Annotated in this window: 21 protein-coding genes; 11 read left to right on the top strand and 10 right to left on the bottom strand. The window is 44.3% G+C overall.

All coding sequences use genetic code 11. From position 1 onward, the window contains the following. Window positions 1-10 precede the first annotated feature (10 nt). From ACZM6M_RS05435 to ACZM6M_RS05400, 8 genes are all read left to right on the top strand, one after another. A complete protein-coding gene (locus tag ACZM6M_RS05435) occupies window positions 11-1,417 on the top strand; it encodes a biotin/lipoyl attachment domain-containing protein (RefSeq protein ID WP_418926876.1) in 1,407 nt (468 codons plus the stop codon). A gap of 43 nt (window positions 1,418-1,460) precedes the next feature. After that, window positions 1,461-2,162 (top strand): YggS family pyridoxal phosphate-dependent enzyme, encoded by a 702-nt coding sequence (locus ACZM6M_RS05430; protein WP_417045940.1) that lies wholly within the window; start codon window positions 1,461-1,463, stop codon window positions 2,160-2,162. A 35-nt stretch (window positions 2,163-2,197) separates the two neighbouring features. Beyond that, complete coding sequence (locus ACZM6M_RS05425; RefSeq protein ID WP_489489879.1) at window positions 2,198-2,719, top strand: cell division protein SepF; 522 nt, start codon at window positions 2,198-2,200, stop codon at window positions 2,717-2,719. Between the two features lie 121 nt (window positions 2,720-2,840). Beyond that, window positions 2,841-3,929, top strand: coding sequence for a 3-dehydroquinate synthase (gene aroB, locus ACZM6M_RS05420; RefSeq protein WP_489489877.1), 1,089 nt, complete (start codon window positions 2,841-2,843; stop codon window positions 3,927-3,929). Window positions 3,930-3,986: 57 nt separating this feature from the next. After that, window positions 3,987-4,517 (top strand): signal peptidase II, encoded by a 531-nt coding sequence (lspA, locus tag ACZM6M_RS05415; protein WP_340276289.1) that lies wholly within the window; start codon window positions 3,987-3,989, stop codon window positions 4,515-4,517. Then, entirely contained in the window at window positions 4,514-5,425 is a 912-nt protein-coding gene (locus tag ACZM6M_RS05410; protein ID WP_418926878.1) for an RluA family pseudouridine synthase, read from the top strand. Before lspA ends, ACZM6M_RS05410 begins: the two co-directional genes overlap by 4 nt. A 173-nt stretch (window positions 5,426-5,598) precedes the next feature. Next, window positions 5,599-6,237: a cytidylate kinase-like family protein gene (locus ACZM6M_RS05405; protein WP_066548476.1), complete on the top strand. Its 639-nt coding sequence runs from the start codon at window positions 5,599-5,601 to the stop codon at window positions 6,235-6,237. A 228-nt stretch (window positions 6,238-6,465) separates the two neighbouring features. Next, entirely contained in the window at window positions 6,466-8,277 is a 1,812-nt protein-coding gene (locus ACZM6M_RS05400) for an LCP family protein (protein WP_489489875.1), read from the top strand. On the opposite strand, the gene ACZM6M_RS05395 is transcribed toward ACZM6M_RS05400, so the two are convergent. Continuing rightward, the gene (locus ACZM6M_RS05395; protein ID WP_489489873.1) at window positions 8,274-9,011 is read right to left on the bottom strand and encodes a tRNA 2-thiocytidine biosynthesis TtcA family protein; all 738 of its coding nucleotides are present in this window, start codon (window positions 9,009-9,011) and stop codon (window positions 8,274-8,276) included. The two genes, ACZM6M_RS05400 and ACZM6M_RS05395, sit on opposite strands and share 4 nt — an antisense overlap. Before the next feature lie 229 nt (window positions 9,012-9,240). On the opposite strand from ACZM6M_RS05395, the gene ACZM6M_RS05390 reads away from it, so the two are divergent. Both ACZM6M_RS05390 and ACZM6M_RS05385 read left to right on the top strand, forming a co-directional pair. Then, window positions 9,241-9,498, top strand: a complete 258-nt coding sequence (locus ACZM6M_RS05390; protein ID WP_066548471.1) for an HPr family phosphocarrier protein — start codon at window positions 9,241-9,243, stop codon at window positions 9,496-9,498. 276 nt (window positions 9,499-9,774) lie between these two features. Then, window positions 9,775-10,839, top strand: a complete 1,065-nt coding sequence (locus tag ACZM6M_RS05385; RefSeq protein WP_418926816.1) for a tyrosine-type recombinase/integrase — start codon at window positions 9,775-9,777, stop codon at window positions 10,837-10,839. 8 nt (window positions 10,840-10,847) lie between these two features. Here the strand turns inward: ACZM6M_RS05385 and ACZM6M_RS05380 are convergent, their stop codons facing one another. The 3 genes from ACZM6M_RS05380 to yneA all read right to left on the bottom strand — a co-directional run bounded on the left by ACZM6M_RS05380 (window position 10,848) and on the right by yneA (window position 12,324). Continuing rightward, window positions 10,848-11,279 carry a flavodoxin gene (locus ACZM6M_RS05380; protein ID WP_066548467.1) on the bottom strand — a complete coding sequence of 144 codons (432 nt, stop codon included), beginning with the start codon at window positions 11,277-11,279 and terminating at the stop codon, window positions 10,848-10,850. Window positions 11,280-11,292: 13 nt separating this feature from the next. Further along, entirely contained in the window at window positions 11,293-11,889 is a 597-nt protein-coding gene (locus tag ACZM6M_RS05375) for a DUF3793 family protein (RefSeq protein WP_296038457.1), read from the bottom strand. 123 nt (window positions 11,890-12,012) lie between these two features. After that, window positions 12,013-12,324 (bottom strand): cell division suppressor protein YneA, encoded by a 312-nt coding sequence (gene yneA, locus ACZM6M_RS05370; protein WP_242962997.1) that lies wholly within the window; start codon window positions 12,322-12,324, stop codon window positions 12,013-12,015. A gap of 197 nt (window positions 12,325-12,521) precedes the next feature. Here yneA and lexA point away from each other — a divergent pair, with 197 nt between their 5' ends. Next, the gene (gene lexA / locus ACZM6M_RS05365; protein WP_066548463.1) at window positions 12,522-13,136 is read left to right on the top strand and encodes a transcriptional repressor LexA; all 615 of its coding nucleotides are present in this window, start codon (window positions 12,522-12,524) and stop codon (window positions 13,134-13,136) included. Between the two features lie 117 nt (window positions 13,137-13,253). Here lexA and rsfS read toward each other — a convergent pair whose 3' ends face one another. From rsfS to rpmA, 6 genes are all read right to left on the bottom strand, one after another. After that, on the bottom strand, window positions 13,254-13,604 hold the full coding sequence (rsfS, locus tag ACZM6M_RS05360; protein WP_417045782.1) for a ribosome silencing factor: 351 nt from the start codon (window positions 13,602-13,604) through the stop codon (window positions 13,254-13,256). Continuing rightward, window positions 13,601-14,197, bottom strand: a complete 597-nt coding sequence (gene yqeK / locus ACZM6M_RS05355) for a bis(5'-nucleosyl)-tetraphosphatase (symmetrical) YqeK (RefSeq protein WP_418926820.1) — start codon at window positions 14,195-14,197, stop codon at window positions 13,601-13,603. Before yqeK ends, rsfS begins: the two co-directional genes overlap by 4 nt. Before the next feature lie 38 nt (window positions 14,198-14,235). Next, entirely contained in the window at window positions 14,236-14,841 is a 606-nt protein-coding gene (nadD, locus tag ACZM6M_RS05350) for a nicotinate-nucleotide adenylyltransferase (protein WP_340276298.1), read from the bottom strand. A gap of 15 nt (window positions 14,842-14,856) precedes the next feature. Further along, the gene (yhbY, locus tag ACZM6M_RS05345; RefSeq protein WP_066548457.1) at window positions 14,857-15,153 is read right to left on the bottom strand and encodes a ribosome assembly RNA-binding protein YhbY; all 297 of its coding nucleotides are present in this window, start codon (window positions 15,151-15,153) and stop codon (window positions 14,857-14,859) included. A 57-nt stretch (window positions 15,154-15,210) separates the two neighbouring features. Further along, a complete protein-coding gene (gene obgE, locus ACZM6M_RS05340; RefSeq protein WP_484078039.1) occupies window positions 15,211-16,500 on the bottom strand; it encodes a GTPase ObgE in 1,290 nt (429 codons plus the stop codon). Window positions 16,501-16,630: 130 nt separating this feature from the next. After that, window positions 16,631-16,921 (bottom strand): 50S ribosomal protein L27, encoded by a 291-nt coding sequence (gene rpmA / locus ACZM6M_RS05335; RefSeq protein WP_066548452.1) that lies wholly within the window; start codon window positions 16,919-16,921, stop codon window positions 16,631-16,633. Window positions 16,922-16,936 lie beyond the last annotated feature (15 nt).

The raw sequence follows: 16,936 nt of genomic DNA, 5'->3' as shown, positions 1-16,936 counted from the left end.
GCCGTTATTCATGGCCAGTAAAAAGCACAGAAAAAACAGAAAGATCATTCCTTACCGGCGGCCACGCAATGATATCGGCAAGCTGATATTCGGTGTTATCTTTCTGTATCTTCTGATCAATATTTTTATCTATATGGGACATGAAAAAATCCAGTTTTATGAGGTGGCAGAAGGCGGTATTGTAAATGACCGTCCCTACACAGGACTGATCCTGAGAGAAGAACAAGTCTATAATGCGGATAACAGCGGGTATATCAACTATTACCTACGGGAAGGCAAACGTGCCTCCGTAGGTTCCAGGGTTTATTCTCTGGACGAAACCGGCCGCCTAGATTCCCTTTTAAAGGAGCATGGGGTTGAGAATCAGACGCTCAGTGATGAAAACCTGGCTGATTTAAAAAAACAGCTGTCCTCCTTTGTTACCAGCCGTTCGGACGAGGATTTCGGGGCGATTTATGATGCCCGTTATACCCTGGAAGCGGCAGTGATGGAGTATTCCAGCTTCAGTGCTCTGGATCAGCTGGATCAGATTGCCAGGGAATCCGGCATTGTCTTTGAACAGGTGGTATCGCCTCAGTCAGGTGTGGTATCCTATGGCTTTGATTCCTATGAAAGTCTTAAGCCTGAGGAAGTGGAGACGGCATCTTTTGACCGGTCTGCCTATACGAAAACCTTTCATAAATCAGGAGATCTGATCGAGAGCGGAACACCTGCCTATAAGATTGCAACTTCTGAAAACTGGTCGGTTGTATTCCCTCTTACAGAGGAGGACAGGGTCCTCTATGGGGACAAGTCCTCGCTTGAGGTGGAATTTAAGGATCACAGTATTGAAACCACCGCTTCTTTTTCCATTTTTACGGGAAAGGACGGCTCTGTTTTCGGTAAGCTGGATTTTAATAAATACATGGCACAGTTTATCACAGACCGTTTTGTGAATTTTGAGATTCGCCAGGATCAGGCAAAGGGGCTTAAAATCCCTGTCAGTGCAGTAACTGAGAAAAATTTCTATCAGATCCCAAGAGATTTTGTCACTCAGGGCGGGGACAGTACAGACAGCGGTGTAAATAAAGAAATCTATGATGCAAATGGAACAACAGCTGTCTTTACCCCTATAGAAATCGGCTTTGATGATGAAGAATTTTATTATATTGCTGTTCAGGAGGACGGCCCCTTAAAAGCCGGCGACTATATTGTAAAGCCTGATTCCCAGGAGCGGTTCCAGGTGGGAAGTACCAGGGCTTTAAAGGGTGTTTTTAACATTAACAAGGGATATACCGTATTTAAAGAAATTGAAATTCTGGATTCCAACAGCGAATACTATACCATAAAAAAAGGAGCAAGCTACGGTTTGTCTGTATATGACCATATTGTGCAGGATGCCTCTCTGGTTACGGAAGGCCAGATCCTGTATCAATAGGATCGCTGTTTTAAATCAGGATTTGACAGAGGAGGATGAAACGATGTCAGAGATAAGAGACAATCTGGAAATAGTAAGAAGGCGTATCGAGGAGGCCTGCCAAAGAGCGGGAAGAGATGCGTCCGAGGTAACGCTTATTGCGGTAAGCAAGACAAAACCTGTTCCCATGCTTGAGGAAGCTTATGAGGGAGGAGCCAGGGATTTTGGTGAAAATAAGGTTCAGGAGATCCAGGCAAAATATGGCAGCCTTCCTGATGATGTGCGCTGGCATATGATCGGACATCTGCAGCGCAACAAGGTTCATCAGGTTTTGGGAAAGGCCGTCCTGATCCATTCTGTGGATTCCCTGCGCCTTGCCAGACAGATTGAGGAGGAGGCTGCAAAAAAGAATATGGAAGCGGATATTCTTTTGGAAATCAATGTGGCAAAAGAAGAGAGCAAATATGGCTTTTTTATGGAAGATGCCGAGGCGGCCATACGGGAGATCAGCACCTTCCCTCATGTGCATATCCGCGGATTGATGACAATTGCGCCATTTGTTGAGAATCCAGAGGAAAATCGGGAAATTTTTAAAAAATTATATGAATTTGCTGTTGACATAGGTAGGAAAAACATTGATAATGTTACTATGGATGTGCTTTCTATGGGTATGACCGGAGATTATGAGGTCGCTGTTGAGGAAGGCGCTACCATGGTAAGGGTCGGCACCGGTATTTTTGGTGAGCGGCATTACGGCGCTGTGTAAGGCAGCGTTGATAGAGAGGAAATGGAGAGAGTAAAATGAGTCTGTTAGGTAAGTTGATGGATACCATGCGATTAAATCCTGAAGAGGAGGGTGAGGATTACTACCTGGACGATGACTTTGAAGATGAGCCGCCTAAAAAGAGCTTTTTCTCAAGGAAGAATACTGCGGATGATGAAGAGTATTACGATGAACCTCAGGACAAATCCCGTTTTCTGGGACGTCCTACGCCAAAGGTGGTTCCCATGCGCCGTTCCGGTATGGAGGTTACGATGGTAAAGCCTACCTCTATGGACAGTTCCAAGGATATCTGTAATTACCTTTTATCTGGAAAAGCAGTGGTTCTTAATATGGAAGGAATCCACATGGAGGTAGCACAGAGGATCATTGATTTCGTATCCGGAGCTGCTTATTCCATGGATGGCAATCTTCAGAGAATTTCCAACTATATTTTCATTGTAACCCCTAATTCTGTGGAGCTGTCCGGTGATTTTCAGGACATGCTGGCAGCCGGTGATGTGTCCGGTATGGAGATGTCAGGTATGACCATTCACATTTAAACTACATAGGGACAGGATTTGCGGAGGCTGCTGCCACTGGGAGAATTTTATTTCCTGCAGCAGCCCCCGTTTTTCTGTTCATACTACACAAAATTCAGACAGATCAGGAGGAACTTGACGTATGAAGGAACGTTTGACGGTTTGCAGGGATGGAGATCCCATTTATGATATTTGTATGGAAACATCATTTGAAGGACTGAAGGAGGAGCTGGCGGCATTTCATCTGGAAAAGCGCAAAATATGTATTGTTACAGATTCTAATGTGGCATCCCTTTATCTGGACAAGGTAAAAGAAATCCTAAGCCAATGCTGCAGCATGGTTTCTGTTTTTATTTTTCCAGCAGGTGAAGAACATAAAAACCTGGATACGGTTCGGATGCTTTATGAACATCTGATTTTAGAGCATTTTGACCGAAAAGATATGCTGGCAGCTCTGGGAGGAGGCGTGACAGGAGATCTCTGCGGGTTTGCTGCTGCCACTTATCTGAGAGGAATCGACTTCATCCAGATCCCCACCACACTGCTGTCTCAGGTGGATTCCAGCATCGGAGGAAAAACGGGGGTGGACTTTGCGGATTACAAAAATATGGTGGGTGCCTTTCATATGCCCAGACTGGTATATACCAATCTGGAAACACTTTTGACGCTTCCTGAGGAACAGTTTTCTTCCGGAATGGGAGAGGTGATAAAGCATGGACTGATTCAGGATAAGGCATACTATGAGTGGTTAAAGGAACATCGTGATGCGGTGATGGCCCGTGATCTTACGACATGCCGGCAGATGGTCTTTCGGAGCAATGAGATAAAAAAAGCAGTGGTGGAAAAAGACCCTACAGAGCAGGGAGAACGGGCATATTTAAACTTTGGCCACACATTGGGTCACGCTGTGGAAAAGTTAAAGAATTTTACTATGCTTCACGGCCACTGTGTCGGCCTGGGCTGTGTGGCAGCAGCCCGTATCAGCTGTTTAAAGGGTACTTTGAGTGAAACGGAAGCAGATGATATTAAACATACGATGGTGTCCTTTGAACTTCCAACTACTGTAGATAGCCTGATCTGGAAGGAAGTATTTGATGCTACAAAGAGTGATAAGAAGATGGAAGCAGGAAAGGTGAAATTTGTCCTTTTAAATGGAATCGGAGATGCTTATGTGGATCACTCCCTTTCAGAGGATGAAATCCGTGCCGGTTTTGAGGCTGTTTCCCTGTAAAAAATATTATGCCTTTGGCCGGGGCAGAAATACGATTGATATGAAGGAGTAACAATGATGAGCAGACAAAAACGATCCCTTCTGGTAAGCTTCTTAATCGGTTTTTTGATTCTTGTGGGGCTGGATCAGTGGACAAAAGGGCTGGCGGTTCGGTTTCTTAAGAACCAGGAGCCGGTAGCCGTAATAAAAGGCGTATTTGAATTTTCCTATCTTGAAAACAGAGGTGCCGCCTTTGGAATGCTGCAGAACCGTCAGTTTTTTTTCTTCCTGATCGGAATAGCCGTATTGGCAGCAATCCTGTATATGATGTGGCGGATGCCGGAAACACCGAAATATCGTCCGTTAGCAGTATGCCTGATGCTGGTAGCCGCAGGGGCAGTCGGCAATATGATCGACCGGATGACCCAGAATTATGTGGTTGATTTTCTTTACTTTCGCCTGATTGATTTTCCCGTATTTAATGTGGCAGACTGCTACGTTACCATAGCGGCAGCAGGACTGGTGCTTTTAGTGCTTTTTTATTATGATGATGAAGATTTGGACTGCTTCCAGCCCGGAAAGGCTCATGGAAAGGAGAAAACGCAGTGAAACAGGAAATCTGTGTAGGCGACCAGGAAGGCGGTCTGCGTATTGATAAATATCTGGCCGAAGCTGCCGGACAGCTGAGCCGCTCCTACATCCAGAAGCTTTTAAAGGACGGACGGATCCTGGTAAACGGAAAGCCGGTAAAAGCAAGCTATGTGGTAGAAGATGAGGATATTCTTTCCATGGATATTCCAGAAGCGGTGGAACCAGAAATAGAGCCGGAGAATATGGAACTGGACATTCTGTATGAAGATCAGGATGTGATCCTGATCAATAAGCCAAAGGGAATGGTTGTCCACCCCGCCGCAGGCCATTATTCCCATACATTGGTCAATGGACTGATGGATCATTGCCGCGGGCAGCTTTCCGGTATCAATGGAGTCATGCGTCCGGGGATCGTACACAGGATTGATATGGATACAACCGGCGTATTGATCGTATGTAAAAACGATATGGCACATAATTCGATTGCGGCTCAGTTAAAAGAACACTCTATTACCAGGCGCTATCAGGCGATCGTTCATGGCGTCATAAAAGAAGAGGAGGGAACGATTGACGCTCCCATTGGCCGCCATCCGGTGGAACGGAAAAAGATGAGCATCAACTATGACAAGGGAAAATCAGCAGTGACCCACTATCATGTATTAAAACGTTTCAGGCAGTTTACTCACGTAGAATGCAGACTGGAAACAGGACGTACCCACCAGATTCGTGTTCATATGGCCAGCATTCATCATCCTCTTTTGGGAGACGCCGTTTATGGCCCGGCTAAATGTCCGATTTCCGGTCTTAAAGGTCAGACACTCCATGCAGGTGTCCTTGGATTCATTCATCCCAGAACAGGTCTTTATATGGAATTTTCCGCCCCCCTTCCAGATTACTTTGAAAATCTGCTTAAGACTCTGAATTAATTAGACACAATTAGTGGATTTTATCACTCTTGTCTAATAATGTGCTTTTAAAATAGAATTTTCTGTATATTTCTATATACTTTTCTGAATTTTTGAGTTATAATACAAATATGGCAGAGAGAGCAGGGAACAGCTTGGTTCCTGCTGTGAGGCCAGAGAAAGGGGTATGCAGAATGTCAGGAAATCTTGTTATTACGATCGGCAGACAGTGCGGCAGCGGCGGAAAATTGATCGGAGAAAAGCTGGCGGAAAAGATGGGAGTGAAATGCTATGACAAAGAGCTTCTTTCAAAGGCAGCAAAGCATAGCGGCCTCTGTCAGGAATTATTTGAAAAGCACGATGAACGTCCTACCAGCAGCTTTTTATATTCTTTGGTGATGGATTCTTATTCTATGGGCTATACAGCCGCAGGATACTCGGATATGCCTATTAATCACAAAATCTTTCTTGCGCAGTTTGATGCGATCAAGCATCTGGCAGATGAACAGTCTTGTGTGATCATTGGACGATGCGCAGATTATGCCCTGGAAGATTATCCCAATGTTTTGAACGTATTTATCGCGGGCGATGAAAAAGATAAGCTGGAGCGGATTAAGACGCTGTATAACCTGGATGATTCCAAAGCAAAAGAGGTTATTGTAAAGACAGATAAGAAGAGATCCAGCTATTATAACTATTATTCCAACAAGCGCTGGGGTGATCCCAGAAGCTATGATCTGTGTTTAAACAGCAGTTCGGTAGGTCCTGATGGTGCTGTAGAGGCTATTATGGCCTTTGCAAAGCTGAAACAGCAATGGAAGGATCAGAAGTAATTTCAATCACGATAATTTATGAAGTTTTTGATATGCCCCTTTCTGGCAGCAGTTTTTTGGTATTTCATCTGTCTGTCTGAAAGGGGATATTTTTTATATTTACAAATTTTACCATCAGTGGACAATGAATCAGATTTAATGATTCCGTAAGACTTTACAGCTGTATTTATCTGTTTTCCTGTGGTAGAATAGCTGTTATGAAAGAAAATGAAACAGAGGTGAAAATCCATGAATTACCATGATAATGAGGATGAACTTTTACGAATGCAGTCCAGGCGCAGGAGGGCGGGCTCTTACGGAAACGTGCCTTCCCGCTCCAGGGCCTCTTCTTCCCATGACGGCCGCAGTTTTCGGGAACGGGAATCCTTTGATTCCATAGATGACGCTTATTTTGAAGACGAGTATGGCTGTGAAGACGGACTGGATATACCGTTTTCAGATGAGTCTTCCAAAAGAGGTACATCCCAGGGACGATCTGCGAAAAGAGCGGGAGGTTTTTCCAAAAACCACAGAGAATCCTATAGCCGTTCCCGAAATAAGTTTAGGACAGGAGAGAAATCCCGCCGCAATCCGAAAGGCAGTTCTGTCAGAGAAAGACGTCGTAAAAGAAAGAAAAAATGGCCGATGCTTTTGATATTCCTTCTTTTAGCGGTTACGGCATATGGAAGCTTTCTATACCTTCATCGTCCTACAGGGATCTGGACAGTGGCTGTATTTGGTGTAGACAGCCGTGACGGTAATACGAAAAAAGCGCTGGCAGATGTACAGATGGTCTGCACACTGGACAGAGAAACAGGTGAGATACGGTTAGCCAGTGTATTCAGAGATACATATTTAAAAATTGACTCCAAGGGAACGTACCATAAAATCAACGAAGCTTATTTTAAAGGCGGGCAAAAACAGGCCGTAGATGCACTGGAAGAAAACCTGGATCTAAAAATAGATGATTATGCTGCCTTTAACTGGAAGGCAGTGGCTGAAGCGATTAACGTTTTAGGCGGTATTGATTTGGAAATTACTCCGGCAGAGTTCAAATATATCAATGGATTTATTACAGAAACCGTCAATTCCACGGGTATTGGATCGACGCAGCTTAAACAGGCCGGAGCCAATCATTTAGACGGAGTTCAGGCGGTAGCATACAGCCGTCTGCGGCTTATGGATACGGATTTTCAGCGTACAGAGCGCCAAAGGAAGGTGATTGCTCTGGCGTTGGAAAAAGCAAGACAGGCAGATGCAGGCACGCTTACTAATCTTGCAAAAGCTATTTTACCTCAGATTTCTACCAGTGTAGGGATTGAAGATGTGCTGCCTCTGGTAAAAGATATTGATCAACTTCATATTGCAGATACGGCAGGTTTTCCTTTTTCCAGGGAGACAAAGCGGGTTGGAAAAATGGACTGTGTGATCGCAACTACTCTGGAGAGTAATGTGATCCAGCTGCATCAGTTCCTGTATGGAGAGGATACGCCATACCATCCATCTTCCGGATTAAAAAAGATCAGTGCCCACATTTCGGAAGAAACAGGGCTGTATGAAGAGGGAGCAGCTGCACCCTCCAAATCTTCTTCGGGCTCCGGAAAAATAGATTCCAAGGATAAGACAGGCGGCGCCGATGCTCCAAAGGAAACAGAGGCTTCAAAGCCACAGGAGACAATTCCGGAGACTTCTGCAGAAGAAACGGAAACAGAAGAGGAGAGCAGCAGCTTAGAAAAAACGGAAGAAACAAGGGAAACGATCAGTATAAAGGAAAGTGAAAAAGAAACAACAAAAGAGGAAGAGAAGAGACCGGGAATTTGGGGACCGGGCAGCAGTAAGGAAACCGAATCAGAGAAAGAAACGGGATCTCTGGAAAATAAGCTTTCTGAGGAAAAGGAAGAAGAGGACACTTCCAGGCCTTTAGGAGAAGCAGGAAGTACAGGACCTGGGGCATCCTCAGACCAGCAGCCGGGCGGAGGCCCCGGTATCTCTGCCTTACCGGGAGCCTCTAAAGATACAAAGCCCGGAGAGTCCGTAAGTAACCAGGGACCAGGGATTTAAGCATCTGCAGAATCGGCAGCTTTGCTCCAACCGGGTATATTTCCGTCTGTAATAGCACGAAAAAGACAATCCTTAATATGGGGGTTGTCTTTTTGCAGTTTCTGGATCAGTTCTTTGATGTACTGGCGTTTGGTGTATCCATCCATAGGGCATGGATTTTTACATACTGGAAGCTGGTACTTATTTTTAAATCCGATAACATCTGCTTCCGATACGAAAATCATAGGACGTATTACAGTCAGATCCATCCGGTCCAGATAGGTGTTGGGAGGAAAACAGTAAAAGCGTCCTTCATAAAAAAGGGACATCATCATTGTTTCCATCACATCCTCTTTATGATGGGCATAGGCGATTTTATTGCATCCCAGTTCTTTGGCTTTTTCATTTAAGGCGCCTTTGCGCATTTTTGCACAGAGAGAACAGGGATTGGATTCCTTTCGTATATCAAAGAGAACGGTTCCAATCTCTGTGGGAAGCACATAATAGGGAATTTCAAATTCTTTGCAGAGTTCCCTTATCGGATCCAGGTTAAGATTTCCAAGCCCCAGATCTACAGTGATGGCTGTAAGATCGTATTTTGGGGGATAGAACCGTCTTAAATGGTGAAGCGCATAGAGCAGTGCAAGACTGTCTTTTCCGCCTGAAATTCCCACTGCAATATGATCTCCGTCCTGTATCATATGATATGTATCGAGAGCCTGGCGGACCAAGCTTAATAAACGCTGGAGTTTCATTTTATAATCCTTTCTTTCATAAATTTGTACCAAATTATTCTAATCGTCCGTTCCTCCGGTGTCAAGTGTTTATAATCAATGGTTGTCATTAACAGACAATTGTGTTACTATAAGGATAGAGATTTTCAATAATGTCATAAATAAAAGATTAAAATCAAACAACAATGCCGTCTATTTCTGTAATATTGAAGATTTAATTTAAACACTAAAACGCAAAGGATGATAAAAAATGATTAGCTACAGATATGTTATTTCAAACAGACAGGGACTTCATGCATCAAATTCTATGAGCTTAAGCCGCGCGGCTTCAGATTATCAGAGTCAGATTACCATATCCAGCGCCAAAGGAGAGGCAAACTGCAAAAATGTGCTGGCACTTATGAGTCTGAACGCCAGACAGGGAGAAAACCTTGTACTAAAGATAGATGGTCCGGACGAAAAACAGGCTGCCGGATTTTTAAATGGATTACTTCGGACGATTTTATAATAAAATAAGTTTGTCTGCACAGATGTAAGATACGAATATGTCCCGGATAAAAATTGTCCGGGACGTTTTATTCATTTGACAATAATGAAGAGTATGTGATATAAAACAGAAGGAAGCAGGGGCAGCTGAAAATCAGTAAAAGTCGATGGTTTAGTAAAATCAGTAATTCCCGCCTCAACTATTCGTTAAAGCTGTGTTTCGCGAATAGTTTAAACACTGTCTCTCATCACATAACTCCAACTGTTTTTATAAAATGAATTGTATGGAGTTTTTATTATGAGTACATTATCCTATCACGAACAAAAAGACAAAGAAAACATTATACGCCTTCGCAGTTTGATCCGGGATCTTCCGGGATTTTGCGCAGATTTCTTCCGTGGAATTGAACCCAGGACTTCTTCACGAACCCGAATTGCATATGCATATGATCTACATATATTTTTTGATTTTCTCCATAAAGAAAATCCGGCGCTGAAACAGATTGCTATCACAGATCTTTCTCTTGATCTTTTAGATCAGCTCTCTGTAACAGATTTTGAAGAATATATGGAATATCTGAAATATCGGTTTAATGACAAAAATCAGGAAATTATGAATAAAGAACGTGGAATCATGCGCAAGATTTCATCACTCAAAAGCTTTTATAATTATTTTTACCGAAATGAACGTATTAAAAATAATCCGGCTGCATTAGTCCGTTTACCCAAAATTCATGAAAAAGAAATCATTCGTCTGGATATAGATGAAGTTGCTCTTCTGCTGGATGAGGTGGAACAAGGAGAAAATCTGACAGAAAAACAAAAGGCATATCATAATAAGACAAAACTTAGAGATCTGGCCATTATGACGCTCCTTCTTGGTACGGGAATCCGTGTGTCAGAATGTGTGGGATTAAATATTGCTGATATTGACTTTAAAAATGGAGGTATTCGTATCTACAGAAAAGGCGGCAAAGAAGTAACGGTATATTTTGGAACAGAGGTTGAGGAGGCTCTTTTAGATTACTTGGAGGAAAGGGACCGTATCATTCCGGAAACAGGCAGTGAAGATGCACTCTTCCTGTCTCTCCAAAAGAAACGCATGGCTGTACGCAGCGTGGAAAATCTGGTAAAAAAGTATGCCCGCACAGTGGCCCCTTTAAAGCCAATTACGCCCCATAAACTGCGCAGTACCTATGGTACCAGTTTGTATCGTGAAACAGGTGATATTTATCTGGTGGCAGATGTCCTTGGACATTCAGATGTAAATACAACAAAACGTCATTATGCGGCGCTTGAAGATGAAAGACGGCGTAGTGCCCGTAATAAGGTGCAGCTTCGAGAATCAGGGGGGAAGAAATGATATCCCCCCTATATATTACTTAATTCACGTCCCAATTTCCTGCATCGCTCCAGTGCTTCTTCATCCGGTGCTTCCTGACAGATTACTCCTGTTCCACCCTGGATTTTGGCTCCTGCCGCAGCCATACGCGCTTCCCAATCGCGCATCCACTGCCCATCACCCCATCCATAGGAACCAAACAGGCCGATTACTTTACCGGATACAAACGGTTCAGACTTTGTTACAAACGGTTCCATCTCGTCCTCTTCCAGAACCTCTCCTCCCATAGCCGGACAGCCCAGAGCAAATACATTGGCTTTTTTTAATATCTCTGGCTCCGCTTCAGATACCTCCAGAAGCTTTGCCTGGTTCCCCTCTTCTTCTATCCCCTGGGCGATCGCATGAGCCATGGCCTCTGTATTGCCGGTCTGTGACCAGTATATAATGAGAATTGTTTTCATATAGTCCTCCTTGCTATACAGCCGCTGTGCTGTAATAATATGGGTGGTGCAGCGCTATAATGTGTCTGACGGTCATACCTCCAGCCATGAGACGGATCACACGCTCTCTGGCGTGATCATATTTATTAAAAATACGCCGGCATTCTTCCGGATCGGAGTATACTTTCCAATAACCGCTGTAAAGAGAATCCTGACCTTTATTTTCTATAAATCCCTCTACATCCGCTGCCGGATATCCCAGAAGCAGGCCGATTTCATGGGGGAATTCTCTTCTGCCCTCCATATGGTCCTTATAGCATTGGCCTACAAGAGAAAGGATTTCATCCAGCTTCATCCCCGTATAACCAAAACGTTTCATCAGTCCCTTGACAGAAGGCAGATCCAGATATGCCTTCAACTGCTCCTTCATATATAAGAGAAAAACAGCCTTTCCTTGGGATTGGCAAAGCAAAAAGCAGGATACCGGCGTACGGCTGAACAGACGTGCTGTATGGATCCGGTTGTTTTGATCAGTTGTCAGAAGGTTTGAAATCTTTATACCTGTTAAAAGCGGAGCACACTGCATTACAACCTGTGTTTCCAGCTCCTTTCGGTTAAGGCAAAGCATCATTTCGAGAGTCTCTTTACACATAGTATACCTCACATCTGCAAAATTATAAGTTAGTTTAATCTAACTATAGTTATATCTTAGCATAAGTGTGGAAAAAATGCAAGGCTGTTTTCAGAGGTGCTGTTATTTATAATAAACAATGGTAAGGTGCGCGCCGGCATGGATTGTATCTCCTGTCAGTCGGTTCATCCTCTGGAGCTGTTTTACATACTCTTGTGTAGTCATCCGGCTTCCTTTTCGATAACGGTCTGCAATTTTCCACAGGCTGTCACCCTCCTGGATTTCGATGCTGCTGTAATAAGGCAGCCCTTGAACTGGCTCCTCTTCTGCCAGTGTGGTCAGCATACTGTACCCTGTCACTGCGATCACGAGAATCAGAAGCATAAAACAGGATGCAAAAAAGCGCCGCCTTGTCATTTGAATGGTTTGTCTCATACCAGCTCCTCCTCTGTAAAACGTATGTTCTTCGAACGTGTGTTCTCATAGATGCAGTTATACTATAACATCAGAACATACGTTTGTCAATGGGGCGCAGAAAAATCCGAACAAAGGTTTGCATTTTTTTCGAACATATGTTACTATAATATCAGCAAATGATGCCCGTATTATACAGCAGACAGGAGGTAAGGATTATGGAACAGGATAAGATCACTGCAAAACAGCAGGAAATATTAGAATATATTAAAAATACGATTTTAAAGAAGGGATATCCCCCGGCTGTTCGGGAGATCTGCGAGGCTGTTCGTTTAAAGTCAACGTCCTCCGTTCATTCTCATCTGGCTGCACTTGAGGATAAGGGATATATCCGCCGTGATCCTACAAAACCGAGAACCATTGAAATTCTGGATGATACGTTTAATTTTAACCGGAGAGAGATGGTAAATATTCCTGTGATCGGCACAGTGGCCGCGGGAGAACCCATTCTGGCAGAAGAATGTATTGAGGATTATTTTCCCTTTCCTGCAGAAGCCCTTCCCAATGCAGAGATTTTCATGCTTCATGTAAAAGGAGAAAGCATGATTGGTGCAGGGATCTTTCCGGGGGATAAACTGATCGTAGAACAGCGTTCTACTGCAGAAAACGGAGAGATTGTAGTAGCTCTTCTGGATGATTCCGCTACTGTAAAGCGTTATTATAAAGAGAAGGATCATTATCGTCTGCAGCCGGAAAATGATGCTATGGAGCCGATCATTACTGATCATGTAGATATTTTAGGAAAGGTCATTGGTCTGCTCAGGATGATGTAGCCAGCGGTGCTGGGTACTCAGGTATGAAAGCAGCATAAAAGCCGCAGCTTTTCGAAAAATCCCCATCCCGGATTCTAGCGAAAAGCTGCGGCTTATTATACCTTTATAAATCATATATTACAGTTCATTTACATCTACAAATGTCTTTCCGTCTCTCCAGATACGTTCCAGATCGTAGAATAAACGATCCTCTCTGCAGAAGATATGGACAATCACATCTTTATAATCCATCAGGATCCAGTTTCCGCTCTGGTATCCTTCGATCTGTCTGCATTCACATCCAGCCTTTACCAGCATTTCTTCTACATTGTCAGCCATTGCCTGAACCTGATTGACATTGCTTCCATCTGCGATGATAAAATAGTCTGCAAGGACAGATACCGGCTGGATATCGATGATTTTGATATCCTGTCCCTTTTTATCGCTGAGCGCCTCATAGGCGATTTTAACCATTTCCTTAGAAGTCATTCTTCATTTCCTTTCATCTGAGCCTTAAAGTATTCATATGCCTGCAGTGTCATGGGGTCTATACAGCCGCCCTTTCTTTGGAGATATTCCAACGTGCCTTTTAAAATAGCATACATGGTCTGATCAAGATCCTCATAAGCCATACGGCGGATCTGAGGCAGGTTGTCTGCTTTGTAACGTCTGGGTTCGATATAATCTGCAATATAAAGAATCTTATCCAGAACGGTCATCTCCGGTTTTCCGGTAGTATGACAGGCAATGGCATTCAAAATTTCAGAATCCTCAATCTGATATTTATGCCGGGCCAGCCAGGCTCCGTACTTTGCGTGGAGCACTGCAAGAACCTTTCTCTCTCCTTCTGTAACGGGAATTCCATGCTTTAGGCATTTTTTTAAAATAACCGAATCTGGAAAACGCTTGCCGCAGTCATGAAGAAGACCTGCCAGCTCAGCCTTATCTATATCATACCCATAACGCATAGCCAGATTCATACAGGTAAAGGAAACGCTGAGTGAATGTTCATAGCGCATGGGATCCAGTCTGGATTTAAGTTTTTTCCGAAACATTAAAACCTGATTGCATTGGTGATCCATTTTCATCCGAAACCGCCTTTCTTTGCTGCGGCCCTGTCTTACTGATACAGTCCGTGAGCTTTTATATATTCCGCTACTTCGTCCGGAAGCCATTTAGTCAGATCGCAGCCCTGTTTCGCAGCTTTGCGGACAGTTTCTGAAGAAATGTCCATTTCCTCAAAATGTATCCGTTCGATTCTGGCACTGTATTTATCCTTTAAATAGGCAATCTGAAGATCAAGAGGCCTGTGGGTATGTTTATATGGGCGGCCCGCAACCAGGATCGTTGTTTCCTGCATCACCATTTCCGGATGATACCAGTCCTCGATCTCATACAGAGAATCCGCCCCTTCTATAAAATAAAATTTATCATGGGGGTATGCTTCCTTTAATAACATAAGGGTCTGAGCAGTATAGCTGTTTCCGTGACGCCTGAATTCAAAATCAGAATACTGAAACCACGGATAATCCCTGATAGCCAGCTTTACCATATCCTGACGCTCGGTTCCTTCAGTCACCTTCTGCGCTCTTTTGTGAGGCGGAAGGCTGGAGGGCATAAACCAGATCTGATCCAGCTTAAACTGCTCATATGCCTGCTGTCCCAGTGCCAGATGTCCTTTGTGTATGGGATCAAAGGTGCCTCCCAGGATTCCTATATTTGCCATAATAGACCTCCTGCATTATTTAGGAAGTACGATTTTTCTCTTCGCCTCATCCTTTGCAGGACGGTACAAAACAATCTTGCGTCCGATTACCTGGACCACCTGAGAATGGGTTCTTTCCGCCAGTACATCAGCGATGGAACGCCCATCATCCAGACAGTTCTTTAATACAGTAATCTTGATCAGTTCCCTGGCTTCCAGTGCTTCAGCCACAGCCTGGGTTACTTCAGGCGTGAGGCTGGCTTTTCCAATCTGGAAAACAGGATCCAGATTCATAGCCAGGCCCTTTAAATAGGCTCTCTGCTTACTTGTCATAGCTGCTCCTTTATACTTGAATCACAGGGGCCAAACGATTTTTTGACCCCGATATCATTATTTATAATAGTCAAATTCCAGTCCGTACATCCGAACCGTGTCGCCCTCATTGATCCCGGCCTTTTCCAGATCATCCAAAACACCTGTATTTTTCAGGAATTTCTGGAAAAAGTCAAAGCCTTTCTCGGAATCCAGGTTGGTATAGCCAAGCATTTTTTCAATTCTCGGTCCTTCTACCACATAGGCGCCGTCATCAGCTCTGGTAACGGTATAAGGAAGGCTTCTGTCTCCCTGATACTGAATTTCAAACTCCTTTTCAAAAACGACAGGAGTCTGATCAACCGTCTTTAAAAGATCATTGATATGCCATAAGAGTTCCTTTACACCCTGACGGCTTACTGCAGAGATTGGGAATACACGGATGCCCTTGGGTTCAAATTCAGACTTTAATGCATCCAGGACCTGATTTTGGTCTTCTTCGGAATACATGGCATCCATCTTATTGGCAGCAATTACCTGCGGGCGCTCCAAAAGCTTTGGATTGTACTTCTCAAGCTCTCTGATAATGGTGCAGATGTCCTCCAATGGGTCACGGCCCTCCACAGAGGCAGCGTCTACCACATGAACCAGCACCTTGGTACGCTCAATATGGCGCAGGAAGGAGTGGCCCAGCCCTACGCCTTCAGAGGCTCCCTCGATCAGTCCGGGGATATCGGCCATAACAAAACCGGCTCCGTCTCCTAAGTCCACTACACCCAGATGGGGATTTAATGTAGTAAAATGATAATTGGCAATTTCGGGCTTTGCATTGCTGACAACGGAAAGCAGGGTGGATTTTCCTACATTTGGATAACCTACAAGGCCTACATCTGCAATGACTTTGAGCTCCAGCTGTACCCACAGCTCCTGTCCGGGTTGTCCGGGCTGGGCATACTTTGGCACCTGCATGGTAGAGGTGGCAAAGTGCATATTTCCAAGTCCGCCCTTGCCGCCTTTTAGGATTACTTCCCGTTTGTTGTCTCCTGACATATCGGCAATCACCTTGCCGGATTCAAAATCTTTGATCACAGTTCCTTCTGGAACTTTAACGATCAGATCATCGGCATCTGCTCCGTGGCAGCGGCGTTTTCCGCCTTCCTGTCCATCCTTTGCGATGTATTTGTGTATATGACGGAAATCGATCAGTGTATTTTTTCCTGTATCAACCTGAAAAATCACATCGCCGCCTCTTCCGCCGTCACCGCCGTCAGGACCGCCGTTAGGAACATAAAGCTCCCGTCTGAAGGACACATGGCCGTCGCCGCCCTTACCGGACTTGATAAATACTTTTGCACGATCTGCAAACATATAACAGCACCTCCTGTATGGTGTGGCACACGCTCCGTCATCCGGAACGCATGGTTTTTGTATGCCCCGTCTTTTCGGGTACACTGTCTAAAAAAAGGGCTCCATACACCAGGTATGGGGCCCCTCAGAATTATTCGTTGATTGCTCTTGGGTAAACAGAAACCTGCTTTCTGTCTCTGCCCTTTCTTTCAAACTTAACAACTCCGTCTACTAATGCAAATAAGGTATCGTCGCCGCCTTTGCCTACGTTGTTGCCAGGATGAATGTGAGTACCGCGCTGTCTGTACAGGATGTTTCCTGCCAGTACGAACTGTCCATCAGCTCTCTTGGCGCCCAGTCTCTTGGACTCGGAATCACGGCCGTTCTTAGTAGAACCAACACCCTTTTTATGAGCGAATAACTGAAGGTTCATCTTTAACATGTCTTACACCTCCTT

It is taken from the genome of Enterocloster sp. (assembly GCF_057861365.1).
Note: the sequence above shows the minus strand (reverse complement) of the source record. Positions and strands in the feature narration are given on the sequence as shown.

Excerpts from the sequence above, each read along its gene's own strand:
- ACZM6M_RS05435 (WP_418926876.1), top strand. The coding sequence starts at position 11 with ATGGCCAGTAAAAAGCACAGAAAAAACAGAAAGATCATTCCTTACCGG.
- ACZM6M_RS05430 (WP_417045940.1), top strand. The coding sequence starts at position 1,461 with ATGTCAGAGATAAGAGACAATCTGGAAATAGTAAGAAGGCGTATCGAG.
- ACZM6M_RS05425 (WP_489489879.1), top strand. The coding sequence starts at position 2,198 with ATGAGTCTGTTAGGTAAGTTGATGGATACCATGCGATTAAATCCTGAA.
- aroB (WP_489489877.1), top strand. The coding sequence starts at position 2,841 with ATGAAGGAACGTTTGACGGTTTGCAGGGATGGAGATCCCATTTATGAT.
- lspA (WP_340276289.1), top strand. The coding sequence starts at position 3,987 with ATGAGCAGACAAAAACGATCCCTTCTGGTAAGCTTCTTAATCGGTTTT.
- ACZM6M_RS05405 (WP_066548476.1), top strand. The coding sequence starts at position 5,599 with ATGTCAGGAAATCTTGTTATTACGATCGGCAGACAGTGCGGCAGCGGC.
- ACZM6M_RS05400 (WP_489489875.1), top strand. The coding sequence starts at position 6,466 with ATGAATTACCATGATAATGAGGATGAACTTTTACGAATGCAGTCCAGG.
- ACZM6M_RS05395 (WP_489489873.1), bottom strand. The coding sequence starts at position 9,011 with ATGAAACTCCAGCGTTTATTAAGCTTGGTCCGCCAGGCTCTCGATACA.
- ACZM6M_RS05390 (WP_066548471.1), top strand. The coding sequence starts at position 9,241 with ATGATTAGCTACAGATATGTTATTTCAAACAGACAGGGACTTCATGCA.
- ACZM6M_RS05385 (WP_418926816.1), top strand. The coding sequence starts at position 9,775 with ATGAGTACATTATCCTATCACGAACAAAAAGACAAAGAAAACATTATA.
- ACZM6M_RS05380 (WP_066548467.1), bottom strand. The coding sequence starts at position 11,279 with ATGAAAACAATTCTCATTATATACTGGTCACAGACCGGCAATACAGAG.
- ACZM6M_RS05375 (WP_296038457.1), bottom strand. The coding sequence starts at position 11,889 with ATGATGCTTTGCCTTAACCGAAAGGAGCTGGAAACACAGGTTGTAATG.
- yneA (WP_242962997.1), bottom strand. The coding sequence starts at position 12,324 with ATGAGACAAACCATTCAAATGACAAGGCGGCGCTTTTTTGCATCCTGT.
- lexA (WP_066548463.1), top strand. The coding sequence starts at position 12,522 with ATGGAACAGGATAAGATCACTGCAAAACAGCAGGAAATATTAGAATAT.
- rsfS (WP_417045782.1), bottom strand. The coding sequence starts at position 13,604 with ATGACTTCTAAGGAAATGGTTAAAATCGCCTATGAGGCGCTCAGCGAT.
- yqeK (WP_418926820.1), bottom strand. The coding sequence starts at position 14,197 with ATGGATCACCAATGCAATCAGGTTTTAATGTTTCGGAAAAAACTTAAA.
- nadD (WP_340276298.1), bottom strand. The coding sequence starts at position 14,841 with ATGGCAAATATAGGAATCCTGGGAGGCACCTTTGATCCCATACACAAA.
- yhbY (WP_066548457.1), bottom strand. The coding sequence starts at position 15,153 with ATGACAAGTAAGCAGAGAGCCTATTTAAAGGGCCTGGCTATGAATCTG.
- obgE (WP_484078039.1), bottom strand. The coding sequence starts at position 16,500 with ATGTTTGCAGATCGTGCAAAAGTATTTATCAAGTCCGGTAAGGGCGGC.
- rpmA (WP_066548452.1), bottom strand. The coding sequence starts at position 16,921 with ATGTTAAAGATGAACCTTCAGTTATTCGCTCATAAAAAGGGTGTTGGT.